Annotated in this window: 11 protein-coding genes, 1 tRNA gene and 1 riboswitch; of the genes, 11 read left to right on the forward strand and 1 reads right to left on the reverse strand. The window is 67.9% G+C overall.

Annotated elements, in window-relative coordinates:
• The first annotated feature begins 1 nt into the window (after position 1).
• The 6 genes from J7024_RS11685 (at position 2) to J7024_RS11710 (ending at position 7,313) form a co-directional block, all read left to right on the forward strand.
• Entirely contained in the window at positions 2-1,378 is a 1,377-nt protein-coding gene (locus J7024_RS11685) for an amidase (protein WP_234745050.1), read from the forward strand.
• A 149-nt stretch (positions 1,379-1,527) separates the two neighbouring features.
• The gene (locus J7024_RS11690) at positions 1,528-2,040 is read left to right on the forward strand and encodes a disulfide bond formation protein B (RefSeq protein ID WP_124827948.1); all 513 of its coding nucleotides are present in this window, start codon (positions 1,528-1,530) and stop codon (positions 2,038-2,040) included.
• Positions 2,041-2,652: 612 nt separating this feature from the next.
• Positions 2,653-3,657 carry a xanthine dehydrogenase accessory protein XdhC gene (gene xdhC / locus J7024_RS11695; protein WP_124827949.1) on the forward strand — a complete coding sequence of 335 codons (1,005 nt, stop codon included), beginning with the start codon at positions 2,653-2,655 and terminating at the stop codon, positions 3,655-3,657.
• 18 nt (positions 3,658-3,675) lie between these two features.
• The gene (locus tag J7024_RS11700; protein WP_124827950.1) at positions 3,676-4,701 is read left to right on the forward strand and encodes an adenosine deaminase; all 1,026 of its coding nucleotides are present in this window, start codon (positions 3,676-3,678) and stop codon (positions 4,699-4,701) included.
• Positions 4,702-5,118: 417 nt separating this feature from the next.
• On the forward strand, positions 5,119-6,435 hold the full coding sequence (gene guaD, locus J7024_RS11705; protein ID WP_124827952.1) for a guanine deaminase: 1,317 nt from the start codon (positions 5,119-5,121) through the stop codon (positions 6,433-6,435).
• An 89-nt stretch (positions 6,436-6,524) separates the two neighbouring features.
• Positions 6,525-6,662: riboswitch (yybP-ykoY riboswitch) on the forward strand.
• Positions 6,663-6,740: 78 nt separating this feature from the next.
• A complete protein-coding gene (locus J7024_RS11710) occupies positions 6,741-7,313 on the forward strand; it encodes a TMEM165/GDT1 family protein (RefSeq protein WP_098549432.1) in 573 nt (190 codons plus the stop codon).
• Positions 7,314-7,371: 58 nt separating this feature from the next.
• On the opposite strand, the gene J7024_RS11715 is transcribed toward J7024_RS11710, so the two are convergent.
• Positions 7,372-8,076 carry a DUF4136 domain-containing protein gene (locus tag J7024_RS11715; protein WP_124827953.1) on the reverse strand — a complete coding sequence of 235 codons (705 nt, stop codon included), beginning with the start codon at positions 8,074-8,076 and terminating at the stop codon, positions 7,372-7,374.
• A gap of 186 nt (positions 8,077-8,262) precedes the next feature.
• Here J7024_RS11715 and pepN point away from each other — a divergent pair, with 186 nt between their 5' ends.
• From pepN to J7024_RS11740, 5 genes are all read left to right on the forward strand, one after another.
• Positions 8,263-10,956: an aminopeptidase N gene (pepN, locus tag J7024_RS11720; protein WP_124827955.1), complete on the forward strand. Its 2,694-nt coding sequence runs from the start codon at positions 8,263-8,265 to the stop codon at positions 10,954-10,956.
• A gap of 292 nt (positions 10,957-11,248) precedes the next feature.
• Positions 11,249-12,262, forward strand: coding sequence for a class 1 fructose-bisphosphatase (locus J7024_RS11725; protein ID WP_124827956.1), 1,014 nt, complete (start codon positions 11,249-11,251; stop codon positions 12,260-12,262).
• 208 nt (positions 12,263-12,470) lie between these two features.
• Positions 12,471-12,546 (forward strand) — tRNA-Thr (locus tag J7024_RS11730).
• A gap of 123 nt (positions 12,547-12,669) precedes the next feature.
• On the forward strand, positions 12,670-13,164 hold the full coding sequence (locus J7024_RS11735) for a hypothetical protein (RefSeq protein WP_234745051.1): 495 nt from the start codon (positions 12,670-12,672) through the stop codon (positions 13,162-13,164).
• Entirely contained in the window at positions 13,161-13,625 is a 465-nt protein-coding gene (locus J7024_RS11740; protein WP_234745052.1) for a hypothetical protein, read from the forward strand. Before J7024_RS11735 ends, J7024_RS11740 begins: the two co-directional genes overlap by 4 nt.
• The last annotated feature ends 19 nt before the right edge of the window (positions 13,626-13,644 follow it).

Genomic DNA, 13,644 nt, shown 5'->3' on the forward strand with positions numbered 1-13,644 from the left:
CATGACCACTTTCACGCCCTTCCCTCCGCTCGCCCAGCTCGCCGCCGACCTCGCCGCCGGCCGGACCACGAGCCGCGAGCTCGTCGACGTTGCCCTCGACCGGATCGCCGCCCCGTCCGGCCAGGGCGCCGCCGTCTTCACCGAAGTCGACGCCGACAACGCACGCGCGGCCGCCGATGCGCACGATCGCCTGCGCGCCGCCGGCACCGTGCTGTCGCCGCTCGCGGGGATCCCCGTGTCGGTCAAGGACCTGTTCGACGTCGCGGGCCAGGTGACCCGCGCCGGTTCGCGCGTGCTCGACGGAGCGCCGCCCGCAAAGGCCGATGCGGTCGCCGTCGCGCGGCTCAAGCGCGCGGGCGCGGTGCTGGTCGGCCGCACCAACATGAGCGAATTCGCGTTCTCGGGGCTCGGGCTGAATCCGCACTTCGGCACCCCGCGCTCGCCGTACCATCGCGACGTGCCGGGCGATGCGCGCATTTCGGGCGGCTCGTCGTCCGGCGCGGCCGCATCGGTCGCCGACGGGATGGCCGCCGTCGCGCTCGGCACCGATACGGGCGGCTCGATCCGCATTCCGGCCGCGCTATGCGGGCTCACCGGCTTCAAGCCGACCGCGAGCCGGATTCCGACGCAAGGCGGCGTGCCGCTGTCGACCACGCTCGACTCGTTCGGACCGATCGGCCTGACCGTTGCATGCTGCGCGCTCGTCGACCGGATGCTCGCCGGCCTCGAGCCGCATGTGCCGGCCGCGCGGCCGCTCGAAGGCGTCCGCCTCGGCGTGCTGACGAACTATGTGACGGATGGCGTCGATGCCGACGTCGCCGCCGCGCTCGACGCGTCGCTCAAGCACCTCGAAGCCGCCGGCGCGATCGTCACGGAAGTGCGCTTTTCGGCGCTCGACCGCTTGCCGGAAATCAACCGCTTCGGCTTCTCGCCGATCGAGGCATACGCGTGGCATCGTCCGCTGCTCGCGCAGCATCGCGACCAATACGACCCGCGCGTACTGTCGCGCATCCTGAAGGGCGAACCCTCTAGCGCGGCCGACTATCTCGACCTGCTCGCCGCGCGCGCGGCCATGCTCGACGAAGCGGCGCACACGGTCTGGGCGCGTTTCGACGCGCTCGTCACGCCGACGGTGCCAGTCGTGCCGCCCCGCATCGCCGATCTCGAAGCCGACGATACCGAATTCACGCGCACCAACGCGCTGATACTGCGCAACCCGAGCGCATTCAACTTCCTCGACGCGTGCGCGCTGTCGCTGCCATGCCATCCGCGCGATACGGCGCCGGTCGGCCTGATGCTCGCCGCCGCGCCGCATCGCGACGACGCACTGCTCGCGATCGGCCAGTCGGTCGAGGCCGTGCTGAACACGATCCGGTAACCTCGCAAGCGCAATGACGGCGGCCCGGGCGGCGCATGCAACACGTGCGGCGGGGTGCCGCAGGTGCGCCGTCAGTTTCGTGCCAGATCGTTCGCGCTAAAATCGCGCGATTGATCATCGGACCGACCAACGACAGGAATCCCGCCGACATGAACGACTACACGCTCGCCCTCCGCCGTGAACGCCGCTTGCTGATGCTGCTCGGATGGGTGTGCATCGCCCTGCTGGCCGGTGCGCTGTACCTGCAATACGTGAAGAACGAAGACCCGTGCCCGCTGTGCATCATCCAGCGTTACTTCTTCGCGGCGATCGGGATCTTCGCGTTCCTGGCCGCCGGGATGCGCAACTGGCGCGGCATCTGGGTGCTCGAGCTGCTGGTCGCGATCGCCGCGGCCGCCGGCGTCGGCACGGCCGCACGACATCTGTCGATCCAGATGAATCCGGGCTTCAGCTGCGGCTTCGACACGCTGCAGCCGATCGTCGACAGCCTGCCGCCCGCACATTGGTTCCCCGGGATGTTCAAGGTCGCCGGCCTGTGCGAGACGGTCTACCCGCCGATTTTCGGCATCCTGCTGCCCGGTTGGGCGCTGATCGGCTTCGCAGTGATCCTGATCGCCGTCGTGTCGAGCCTCTGGCGCCATCGCCGCAAGCTCGCAGGCTGACCGTCCGCGATGCGCGGCCCCGTCCAACCGGTCGGCGGCGCGCAGCCGGCTCCCGCTCGCCCGGCAGTGCCGGCAGCGTCCCGGGCGGCGCGCATTCTGCGCGCCGCGCGTAAACACCTCCCCCCGCCGCCGCCCGGATGTCCGGGCGAACGCGCATCGCACGACATCGCGCTCGCGCCCCGCCACACGTACGTTTCCGCCCGATGTACGCGCATCGGCACCCCGATCCCGCGCGGCGGGCCTATGATCGACATGATCGCCGTCTGATAGCCCGGATCACCGTCCGGCGATGTTCCCGTCGCTTTGCGGTGCTATCTTGGTGGCTGGATGGCGATCTACGTGCGCGAGGCCAGGCGGTCTCACCCCCTGCGTAACGCGCGCCCGATCCGCAATGTCGACTGGATTCATCATGACAACGCAAACCATCCGCATCCGTCACCCTCATGGCGTCCGCACGTCCCGCGGCGGCGTTCGCGCGCGCCCTCGGCGCATTGCCACCGCTCCGCATCAACCGTGTGGCCGGCCCGGCCCGCTCCCGTCCATCCTCGTTGCCGCCGCGTCCGCCAGCCCGCGCCGCGTGTCGGGCCGCGTCGTCCCGAACGGAGCGTGCTGATGGAAGCGTGGCTCGGCGATCTGCAGCAACTGCTCGCGCACGGCGAAGCGGCCGTGCTCGTGACGGTCGCGCACACCGACGGCTCCGCGCCACGCGAGGCCGGCACCAAGATGCTCGTCACGCGCGACACGGCCCGCCATACGATCGGCGGCGGTCATCTGGAATGGAAGGCGATCGAGATCGCGCGGCATCTGCTGAAGGACGGCGCACACGTCCCCCACGCACGCCGGCTCGAACGGCTCGCACTCGGCCCGAGCCTCGGCCAGTGCTGCGGCGGCGCGGTCGTGCTCGCGTTCGAGCGGCTCGACGTCGGCGATCTCGGCTGGATCATGTCGCTCGCGAAGCGTGTCACGGCGGGCGCCGCGACCGTGCGTAGCGTATCATTCGGCCCCTCGCCGGGCGCGCCGCTGCTGAGCGAACCCGAATCGCAGTCGGCGCGTGCCGACTGCCTGCTGTGGGAAACCGGCGGCGTGTCGCTGATGACCGAAACGATCGCGCCGTATGCGTTCCCCGTCGTGCTGTTCGGCGCCGGGCACATCGGCACCGCGCTCGTGAAAGTGCTGGCGACGCTGCCGTGCCACGTGCGCTGGATCGACGGGCCCGATGCGGCGTTCCCGCCGGCCGACGCACTCGCCGGCATCGGCAATCTCGCGATCGACGCGCTCGCCGCCCCGGCCGATGCCGTCGACGCAGCGCCGCCGCACGCGTACTTCGTCGTGATGACGCACGACCACGCACTCGATTTCGTGCTGGCCGAGCGCATCCTGCGACGCGGCGACTATGCGTACTTCGGGATGACCGGCTCGCACGCCAAGCGCGTGCAGTTCGATCATCGTCTCGCCGCGATCGGCATCGACCCGGCCCAGGTCGCGCGAATGCGCTGCCCGATCGGCGTCGAAGGCATCATCGACAAGGCGCCAGAAGTGATCGCGATCTCGGTGGCCGCGCAATTGCTGCAGGCCGTCGAAGCGAATGCGCCCGCGCAAGCTTCCCCTACATTCTGACCGACCAAGAACAACGCCATGACCCCGACATTCAAGGACAAGATTGCCCGTGCACCGAAGGCGGAGCTGCACATCCATATCGAAGGCTCGCTCGAGCCCGAACTGATTTTCGCGCTCGCGCAGCGCAACGGCGTGAAGCTCGCATACGACTCGATCGACGCGCTGCGCGCCGCGTACGCGTTCACCGACCTGCAGTCGTTCCTCGACATCTACTACGCCGGCGCGAGCGTGCTGCTGACCGAGCAGGATTTCTACGACATGACGGCCGCGTACTGCGAACGCGCGCTCGCCGACAACGTCGTCCACACCGAATTGTTCTTCGATCCGCAGACGCACACCGAACGCGGCGTGCCGATCGAAACGGTCGTCGCGGGCATCGACCGCGCGCTCGCCGATGCCGAGCAGCGCGGGCTGTCGAGCAAGCTGATCCTGTGTTTCCTGCGCCACCTGTCCGAAGACGACGCGCTCGCGACGTTCGAATCCGCATTGCCGCTGTTCGAGCGCTATCGCCATCGTCTGATCGGCGTCGGCCTCGACTCGTCCGAACTCGGCCATCCGCCGTCGAAGTTCGCGCGCGTGTTCGAGAAGGCGCGCGCGCTCGGCTTGAAGCTCGTCGCGCATGCGGGCGAGGAAGGCCCGCCCGCCTACATCTACGAAGCGCTCGACGTGCTGAAGGTCGACCGGATCGACCACGGCGTGCGCAGCATCGAGGACGCGGCACTCGTCGAACGCCTCGCGCGCACCCGCACGGCGCTCACCGTGTGTCCGCTGTCGAACCTGAAGCTATGCGTGTTCGACGACATGGCGAAGCACACGCTGAAGGCACTGCTCGATCGCGGCGTCGCGGTGACGATCAATTCCGACGATCCGGCCTATTTCGGCGGCTACGTCAACGACAACTACTTCGCCACCGTCGACGGGCTGCAACTGACGGACGCCGAAGTGCACGCAGTGATCCGCAACGGCTTCGAGGCGTCGTTCGTCGACGCCTCGCAGCGCGACGCGCTGATCGCGCGTCTCGATACGTACTGGCAGGCCGCGTAACGCGCCGGCATCGAGGTTCACCAGACAGATGAAACCCCGCAACGACATCCGCTTCGCGACGACCGGCCCGGCACTTCGCCGCGCCGCCCGGGCACCGCGCGTGCTGACGGGCATGGCGACGGGGCTGTCCGCCGTCGCTCGCGGACGCCTGCCGTTGCGGCGCGTCGTGCCGTCCGTTGCCGCGCCGGTCACGATTGCCACTGCAATCGCGGCGCAGCCGGCCGGCCGTCATGTGCCGGCTGTCCTGGCCGCTGCGCTCGTGGGTGCAATCGCGGCTCGCAACACGTCAGGCTTCGCGCCAGTGCCAGTCGAGCATCGTCGCCGTGTTCGGGCGCCAGCCGCGCCATCCATCCTGTCGCGCGCCCGGCGCCGACCGTTTTCTTCTGTTCGCCTTACCTTGATGCAGGACCATTCGTCATGACGCAAACCGCTTTCCGTTCCCAGTTGCTGACCTTCAACGACGACCCGGCGCAGTCGAGCCAGGCCGCGAACTACGAGACCGACGGCCTCCTGATCGTCGACGACGGCAAGGTCGTCGCGACCGGCCCGTATACGAAGCTCGCCGCGACGCTCGCGCGCGACGCGATCGTCCACGACCTGCGCGGCAAGCTGATCGTGCCCGGCTTCATCGACACGCACATCCACTATCCGCAGACGGACATGATCGCGTCGCCGGCGCCCGGCCTGCTGCCGTGGCTCGACAAGTACACGTTCCCGACCGAGCGCCAGTTCGGCGATCCGGAACATGCGCGCGAAGTCGCCGATTTCTTCGTCGACGAACTGCTCGCGTGCGGCACGACGAGCGCGCTCGTCTATTGCACCGTGCACAAGCAGTCGGCCGACGCGCTGTTCGCCGCGAGCGACGCGCGCGATCTGCGGATGATCGCGGGCAAGGTGCTGATGGACCGCAACTGCCCCGAGTTCCTGCGCGACACCGCGCAATCGGGCTATGACGACAGCGCCGAGCTGATCGACCGCTGGCATGGCAACGGCCGCCAGATGTACGCGCTTACGCCGCGCTTCGCGCCGACTTCCACCGAAGCGCAGCTCGAGGCGTGCAGCGAACTCGCGCGCCGCCACCCGGACGTGTTCGTGCAGAGTCACGTCGCGGAAAACGTCGATGAAGTGAAATGGGTCGCCGAGCTGTTCCCGGGCCATCGCAGCTATCTCGACATCTACGATCGCTACGGGCTGCTGCGTCCGCGCGCGGTGTACGGCCACTGCATCCACCTCGACGACGAGGACCGCCGCCGGATGGCCGAGACGCGCACCGTCGTCGCACACTGCCCGACGTCGAACTTCTTCCTCGGCAGCGGGCTGTTCGACTTCGACAAGGCTGGCGAATACGACGTGCCGGTCACGCTCGCGACCGACGTCGGCGGCGGCACGTCGTTCTCGATGCTGCAGACGATGAACGAAGCGCACAAGGTCGCGCGACTGTCGGGCCACCACCTGACCGCGACGCGGATGTTCTGGCTCGCGACGGCCGGCGCCGCGCAGGCACTCGATCTCGCCGACACCGTCGGCACGCTCGCACCGCGCACGGAAGCCGACTTCGTCGTGCTCGACCCGCAGGCGACGCCGTTGCTCGCGCGCCGCACCAAGCGCGCGGATTCGCTCGAGGAACTGCTGTTCGCGTTCGCGCTGCTCGGCGACGACCGCGCCGTGTACCGCACGTACGCGGCCGGCCGGCTCGTGCACGAGCGCGGCGCGGCACGCGGCGCCTCCGCGTAACGTCCGTTTGCCCACCCGGCTCCGGCGTACGCTGTCGCGCATGCCGGAGCCGCCGGATTCGCAAGGTGCGGCGCGCACCGTGCTAGAATTCGCCGCTCATTGGGGAGTAGCCGCTCCGCTCGATGTCCCGCGCCCCCGGCGCGCATCGTGACGGAGGCGCCCGTCAACAGACTTGGCCGTTCGGCCATGGCGGACGCAGCCACCGAGGCCTGGCGAGACCGATGGTTCACTGCGCGCCGCTTCAGGGCCCGGCGCGCGGCGGATCGTCGCTCGCACGCACAACATCGGCCCGTGGAACCCCATACGTGTCCCAAGCCTTCCTGATCTCCACCGGCGCCGTCGCCCTCGCTGAAATCGGCGACAAGACCCAACTACTGTCCCTCGTGCTGGCCGCGCGCTATCGCAAGCCCGTGCCGATCATTCTCGGCGTGCTCGTCGCGACGCTCGTCAACCACGGTTTCGCCGGTGCGCTCGGCGAATGGCTCGGCGTCCTCGTCACGCCGTCGATCATGCGCTGGGCACTCGCGTTCTCGTTCATCGCGATGGGGTTGTGGATCCTCGTGCCGGACAAGCTCGATGCAGACGAAGCCAATGCGACACGCTCGCGGCTCGGCGTGTTCGGCGCGACGCTCGTGGCGTTCTTCCTCGCGGAAATGGGCGACAAGACACAGATCGCGACCGTCGCGCTTGCCGCGCGCTTCCAGGATTACATCGGCGTCGTGGCCGGCACGACTTTCGGGATGATGCTCGCGAACGTGCCCGCGATCCTGCTGGGCGACCGTTTTGCGCACCGCCTGCCGACGAAGCTCGTGCACGGCATCGCGGCCGTGCTGTTCGTCGTGCTCGGCGCGCTGGCCTTGTTCGGCGTCGGGATCTGACGCACGCGGGAGCGGCGCGGCCGGGCGGCCGCGCCAATGTCGATATCGAGGTCGCGCGTTACTTCGCGACCGCCGCGCCCGATGCCGGCACGGCCGGCACCGCACGCTCGTTCGCGGCCGGCGGCACCGCCGGCCCGCCGCGCTTGTCGACCGGCAGCCGCACCGTGCGGACCGCGCCGTTCGCCAGCGGGAAATCGGCAAGCGCACTGCGCGCGAGGAACGGCATCGCATACATCAGCGCGCCGTTGTCGCCGGTGGTGCGCGCGGTCACGTTATAGACCTCCTTGCCGGTCGCGCGCTCGGTGATCCGGATGCCGAGCGTGTAGTCGAAGACCTGGTACGTCTGCGCGACGTAGCCGGCCGGCATCGGCCCCCAAGGCCCCCACGGGCCCCACGGCCCGCCTCGCCAGTACGGTCCCGGCCCCACGAACCACGGATCGTAGTAGACCGGTTGCGGCACCGTCACGAGATCGCTGCCGACCCCGTACGTGAGCCCGACCAGATAGCGCGCCTGCGCCGTCGGCACCTGCCGGAACGCATACGCGGACAACTCGTTCGCGACGATCGTCTCGTAGGTCGCCTGCTCGATGCTGTGCTTCTGCGCATCGGTACGCGAGAAGGCATAAGTGCGTGTCGCGTCGCTGCCGCTCCAGTCGGAGAAGGCCGTGACCTGCGTCGTCACGTAGCTCGTGCAGCCCGTCAGCAGCGCCACGCACAGCACCGCCGCCCAGCCCGCACCGCGTTGAATCCATTCGCGTTTCATGTCGATCCTCGTCGATCCGTCACCCGTTCGTCGCACCGTGCGAAGCGCACGGGATGCCGATAATACGCGGACAGCCGGAACCGGTAAAAAGTTCGCCCGGCACGCGGCCGCAAGCCTTTGTACAATGGGCCGACTCGCCCGGCCCGCGTTGCGGGCCCGATCCCCACTCCACCGATCTCGACGACCATGTCCGACAACGCCTCCTCCACCGTGATCCGCCGCGCCGACTACACGCCGCCGGCGTTCCTCATCGATTCCGTCGCACTCGAATTCGATCTCGCACCGGCCCGTACGATCGTCAGGAATACGATGCGCGTGCGCCGCAATCCGGACGCGGCGCCCGCCCCGCATCTGGAACTGCTGGGAGAAGCGCTCGAATTCCTCGGCGCACATCTCGACGGCGCGCCGTACGGCGCGGTGCGTGCGCACGAACACGGGCTGACGGTCGAAAACGTGCCCGATGCGTTCGAGCTGACGCTCGACAGCGCATGCGCGCCGGACCAGAACACGACGCTGTCCGGTCTCTACGTGTCGAGCGGCAACTTCTTCACGCAGTGCGAGGCCGAGGGCTTTCGCCGCATCACCTATTTCCTCGACCGCCCCGACGTGATGGCGTCGTACACCGTCACGCTGCGCGCCGACAAGACCGCGTATCCGGTACTGCTGTCGAACGGCAACCTCGTCGATTCGGGCGAGCTGCCCGACGGCCGCCACTTCGCGAAATGGGAAGACCCGTTCAGGAAGCCGAGCTACCTGTTCGCGCTCGTCGCAGGCAAGCTCGTCGCGATCGAGGAGAGGATCACGACCGGCTCCGGCAAGGAAAAGCTGCTGCAGGTCTGGGTCGAACCGGCCGATCTCGACAAGACCCGTCACGCGATGGATTCGCTGATCCACTCGATCCGCTGGGACGAAAAGCGCTTCGGCCTCGAGCTCGATCTCGACCGCTTCATGATCGTCGCGGTCGGCGACTTCAACATGGGCGCGATGGAGAACAAGGGGCTCAACATCTTCAACACGAAATACGTGCTGGCGAACCCCGAGACCGCGACCGACACCGACTTCGCGAACATCGAATCGGTGGTCGGCCACGAGTACTTCCACAACTGGACCGGCAATCGCGTGACCTGCCGCGACTGGTTCCAGCTGAGCCTGAAGGAAGGCCTGACGGTATTCCGCGACCAGGAATTCTCGGCCGACATGGCCGCGGGCGACGCCGTCGAATCGGCGGCCCGCGCGGTCAAGCGCATCGAGGACGTGCGCGTGCTGCGCCAACTGCAGTTCGCCGAGGACGCGGGCCCGATGGCGCACCCGGTGCGCCCGGAAAGCTACGTCGAGATCAACAACTTCTACACGATGACCGTCTATGAGAAAGGCTCGGAAGTCGTGCGGATGTACCAGACGCTGTTCGGCCGCGACGGGTTCCGCAAGGGAATGGACCTGTACTTCCAGCGCCATGACGGCCATGCGGTGACCTGCGACGACTTCCGCCACGCGATGGCCGACGCGAACGGGCGCGACCTCGCGCAGTTCGAGCGCTGGTACAGCCAGGCCGGCACGCCGCGCGTGTCGGTACGCACCGCGTACGACGCAGCCGCGCGCCGCTACACGGTCACGCTCGCGCAAGGCTACGGCGATGCGTCGGCCGCCGCGCGCGAGACCCAGCAGGGGCCGCTCCTGATTCCGTTCGCGATCGGCCTGATCGGTCGCGACGGCCGCGACCTGCCGTTGCAGCTCGACGGCGAAGCGGCCGCGACGGGCACGACACGCGTGCTCGACTTCACCGATGCCGAGCAGACATTCACGTTCGTCGATGTGCCGGAGCAGCCGCTGCCGTCGCTGCTGCGCAATTTCTCCGCGCCGGTGATCGTCGAGTACGACTACAGCGACGACGACCTCGCGTTCCTGCTCGCGCACGACAGCGACCCGTTCAACCGCTGGGAGGCAGGCCAGCGGCTCGCGACGCGCGCGCTGCTGACGCTCGCCGCGCGCGCCGCCGCGAACGAACCGCTCAGGCTCGGCGAGAACTTCGTCGCAGCGTTCCGCCGCGTGCTGACCGACGCGAGCCTGTCGCCCGCGTTCCGCGAACTCGCGCTGACGCTGCCGTCGGAAACCTACCTGGCCGACCAGATGGCCGAGGCCGATCCGGCCGCCGTGCACCGCGCACGCCAGTTCGTGCGCCGTCAGCTCGCGACCGCGCTGCGCGCCGAGTGGCTCGCCGCGTACGAGAATCACCAGACGCCGGGAGCCTACGAGCCGACCCCCGAAGCATCCGGCCGCCGCGGGCTGAAGAACCTCGCGCTGGCGTATCTCGCCGAACTCGAGGATCCGGCCGACGCCGTGCGCACCGCGACCGCTCAGTACGACGACGCAAACAACATGACCGATCGCGCAGCCGCGCTCGGCGCGCTGCTGTCGGCTGCGGCCTCGGGGGCGAACGATGCGGCCGAACGTGCGCTGGACGACTTCTACCGCCGCTTCGAGAAGGAAGCGCTCGTGATCGACAAGTGGTTCGCGATGCAGGCCGCCCAGCGCGGCACGCCCGCCCGGCCGACGCTCGCGAAGGTCCGCAAGCTGATGGCGCATCCCGCGTTCAACCTGAAGAACCCGAACCGCGCACGCTCGCTGATCTTCAGCTTCTGCGCGGCGAACCCCGCGCAATTCCACGCGGCAGACGGCTCCGGTTACGCATTCTGGGCCGAACAGGTGCTCGCGCTCGACGCGATCAACCCGCAGGTCGCCGCGCGCCTCGCACGCTCGCTCGAACTGTGGCGCCGCTTCACGCCGGCGCTGCGCGACCGGATGCGCGCAGCGCTCGAGCAGGTCGCCGCCGGTGCGAAATCGCGCGACGTGCGCGAGATCGTCGAGAAAGCACTCGCGTAACGCGCACTGTCGGATCGCGCTTGTGCGCGACGAAGCCGGCGCCGCCCCGTTGCGGCGCCGGTTTTTTTATTGCTTGAATGATTGCGTGAGCGCGGGCGGGGTCGGAGCCGTACACCGCTTCAGCCCCCCGGATTTCCCGCCGCCGCAGCGCGCATCCGCCGCGTCATCCCCGCCGAATCCCGACAGATTCGGCCGCCCGGCCGTGTAACGGGACGAAAAAAGCCGGCGAGTCGGGAAGCACGACAGGTAAAATTGCGGCAATTCAAGGATTTTTGGCCTTTCGGAGTCAGTCATGTCCATTGCCCGCCGCACCACGCTGTCCAAGTTCCTGATCGAACAGCAACGTGAGACCAACAACCTCCCCGCCGACCTGCGCCTCTTGATCGAAGTCGTCGCCCGCGCGTGCAAGGCAATCAGCTACAACGTGTCGAAGGGCGCGCTCGGCGATGCGCTGGGCACCGCCGGCAGCGAAAACGTCCAGGGCGAAGTGCAGAAGAAGCTCGACATCCTGTCAAACGAGATCCTGCTCGACGCGAACGAATGGGGCGGCAACCTCGCCGCGATGGCCTCGGAGGAAATGGAAACGTTCTTCCCAATCCCGGCGAACTACCCGCGCGGCGAATACCTGCTCGTGTTCGATCCGCTCGACGGCTCGTCGAACATCGACGTGAACGTGTCGATCGGCACGATCTTCTCGGTGCTGCGCTGCCCGGACGGCAAGCAGGCTACCGAGGAATCGTTCCTGCAGCCCGGCACGGAGCAGGTCGCGGCCGGCTACGCGGTGTACGGCCCGCAAACCGTGTTCGTGCTGACGACCGGCAACGGCGTGAACTGCTTCACGCTCGACCGCGAAGTCGGCTCGTGGGTGCTCACCCAGAGCAACATGCAGATCCCGGCCGATACGCGCGAATACGCGATCAACGCCTCGAACGCACGCCACTGGTACGAGCCGGTCCAGCGCTACGTCGACGAACTGAATGCCGGCAAGGACGGTCCGCGCGGCGACAACTTCAACATGCGTTGGATCGCATCGATGGTTGCCGACGTGCACCGGATCCTGAACCGCGGCGGCATCTTCATGTACCCGGCCGACAAGCGCACGCCCGATCGTCCGGGCAAGCTGCGCCTGATGTACGAAGCGAATCCGATGTCGTTCATCGTCGAACAGGCTGGCGGCGCCGCGACAACGGGCTCGCAGCGGATCATGGAAGTGCAGCCGACCGGCCTGCATCAGCGCGTGCCGGTATTCCTCGGTTCGAAGAACGAAGTCGAGCGTGTGACCGGCTATCACACCGACAGCAAATAAATTTGCACTGCAGCACTAGACGAAGGTGCGAGACATCAGTAGAATCGCGCCTTCGCGATGTGGCCCTGACCGGTTGCATCGCAGTGAAGTGAAAGCGGGAAGTCTGCCGGATCGATGGTTTCGCGAAGCAGTGGCAGCAAGCTGAAAAAATTTCGCAAAACCTATTGCCTAGATCTCGGATTTGACCATATAATTTCATTTCTCTGCTGCCGGTGTAGCTCAGTTGGTAGAGCAGCGCATTCGTAATGCGAAGGTCGGGGGTTCGATTCCTCTTTCCGGCACCAAGCAATACCGCTGGAAGCCTTACCCAGTAAGGCTTCCAGCCCAAACCCCCCATAACGGGACATAACGCAGAATAACGCGATAACGCTCCCGGTTTTCCCAAGATTTTCCCAGCCTTCCCCGCCATGTCTTCCTCGATCGACGTGTTGACGGCCTTGTTCCCCGGTACCGCTGTACTGAACGTGGATCAGGTCGCCGTCGCGTTGGGAAAAAACGGGAAAGCCGGCGCGCAGTCGGTACGCAATCAACTGGCGAGCGGTACGTTCCCCATCCCCGGCCGCAAGGTCGGTAGTTCCTGGGTATGGAGCATCGCCAGGGTCGCCGATTGGCTGGACGGTGTGGAGCCGGACGCCAAACCGGCACCGTCCGCCGTCACCGCGCCCGCCGTTTCCCGTTCCCGCTCTGCCCCTCCCCCGCCGCCGCCGAAACGTCGTGGTCGTCCGACGAACGCCGAACGCTTGCGCCGGCAACAAGGCTTGGCGTTCAGCGCGATGGTGTCCGACGCGCTGGACCGCTGGCTCGTCGCGGAGCAGCAACGCCAGGCCGGCGTGCTCGGCGTTGCGGCGGACGAGGCCGCGCCCGACCTGCCACCGTACCAGCGCAAGCGGAGCACGCCGTGAAAACGACGGAAGAGCGGCTTGAGGCACTCGCCGGCCCGGGCGTGGTGGTGCTCACGATCCCGCAAGTGGCCCATGCGCTCGGCCAAAACGGGCCGGGCGCTGTGCAGTCGATCCGCAACCAACTGGCCCGTGGCGACTACCCGATCCGCGGCCGCAAGCGGGGAAAAGAGTGGGTGTTTTCGATCCGACTGGTGGCCGAATGGATCGACGTGATCGAGGGGAACGCCAAGCCGCCCGCGGTTCGGCAGTACAAGGACGGCGCGCTGGTGTCGGCGAACGGTCGAGCCGTCCGCCGGAAGCGGATGGCGTACGTCGGCGCGGCGTACGCCCGGCTGCTCACCGCCGCGCTCGACGACTGGCTGCGCGAGCACCAGGCGCGCGAGGCCGCCACGCTGGGCGGTGCGATCGACGAAGCGATGCCCGACCTGCCGCCGCACCGGCGCGGGCCGCGCACGCCGTAAAACAAACGGGGCCGATCGG

It is taken from the genome of Burkholderia sp. WTPI3 (assembly GCF_021483755.1).
In the GTDB taxonomy this organism is placed as follows: Bacteria; Pseudomonadota; Gammaproteobacteria; order Burkholderiales; family Burkholderiaceae; genus Burkholderia.

Excerpts from the sequence above, each read along its gene's own strand:
- J7024_RS11685 (WP_234745050.1), top strand. The coding sequence starts at position 2 with ATGACCACTTTCACGCCCTTCCCTCCGCTCGCCCAGCTCGCCGCCGAC.
- J7024_RS11690 (WP_124827948.1), top strand. The coding sequence starts at position 1,528 with ATGAACGACTACACGCTCGCCCTCCGCCGTGAACGCCGCTTGCTGATG.
- xdhC (WP_124827949.1), top strand. The coding sequence starts at position 2,653 with ATGGAAGCGTGGCTCGGCGATCTGCAGCAACTGCTCGCGCACGGCGAA.
- J7024_RS11700 (WP_124827950.1), top strand. The coding sequence starts at position 3,676 with ATGACCCCGACATTCAAGGACAAGATTGCCCGTGCACCGAAGGCGGAG.
- guaD (WP_124827952.1), top strand. The coding sequence starts at position 5,119 with ATGACGCAAACCGCTTTCCGTTCCCAGTTGCTGACCTTCAACGACGAC.
- J7024_RS11715 (WP_124827953.1), bottom strand. The coding sequence starts at position 8,076 with ATGAAACGCGAATGGATTCAACGCGGTGCGGGCTGGGCGGCGGTGCTG.
- pepN (WP_124827955.1), top strand. The coding sequence starts at position 8,263 with ATGTCCGACAACGCCTCCTCCACCGTGATCCGCCGCGCCGACTACACG.
- J7024_RS11725 (WP_124827956.1), top strand. The coding sequence starts at position 11,249 with ATGTCCATTGCCCGCCGCACCACGCTGTCCAAGTTCCTGATCGAACAG.
- J7024_RS11735 (WP_234745051.1), top strand. The coding sequence starts at position 12,670 with ATGTCTTCCTCGATCGACGTGTTGACGGCCTTGTTCCCCGGTACCGCT.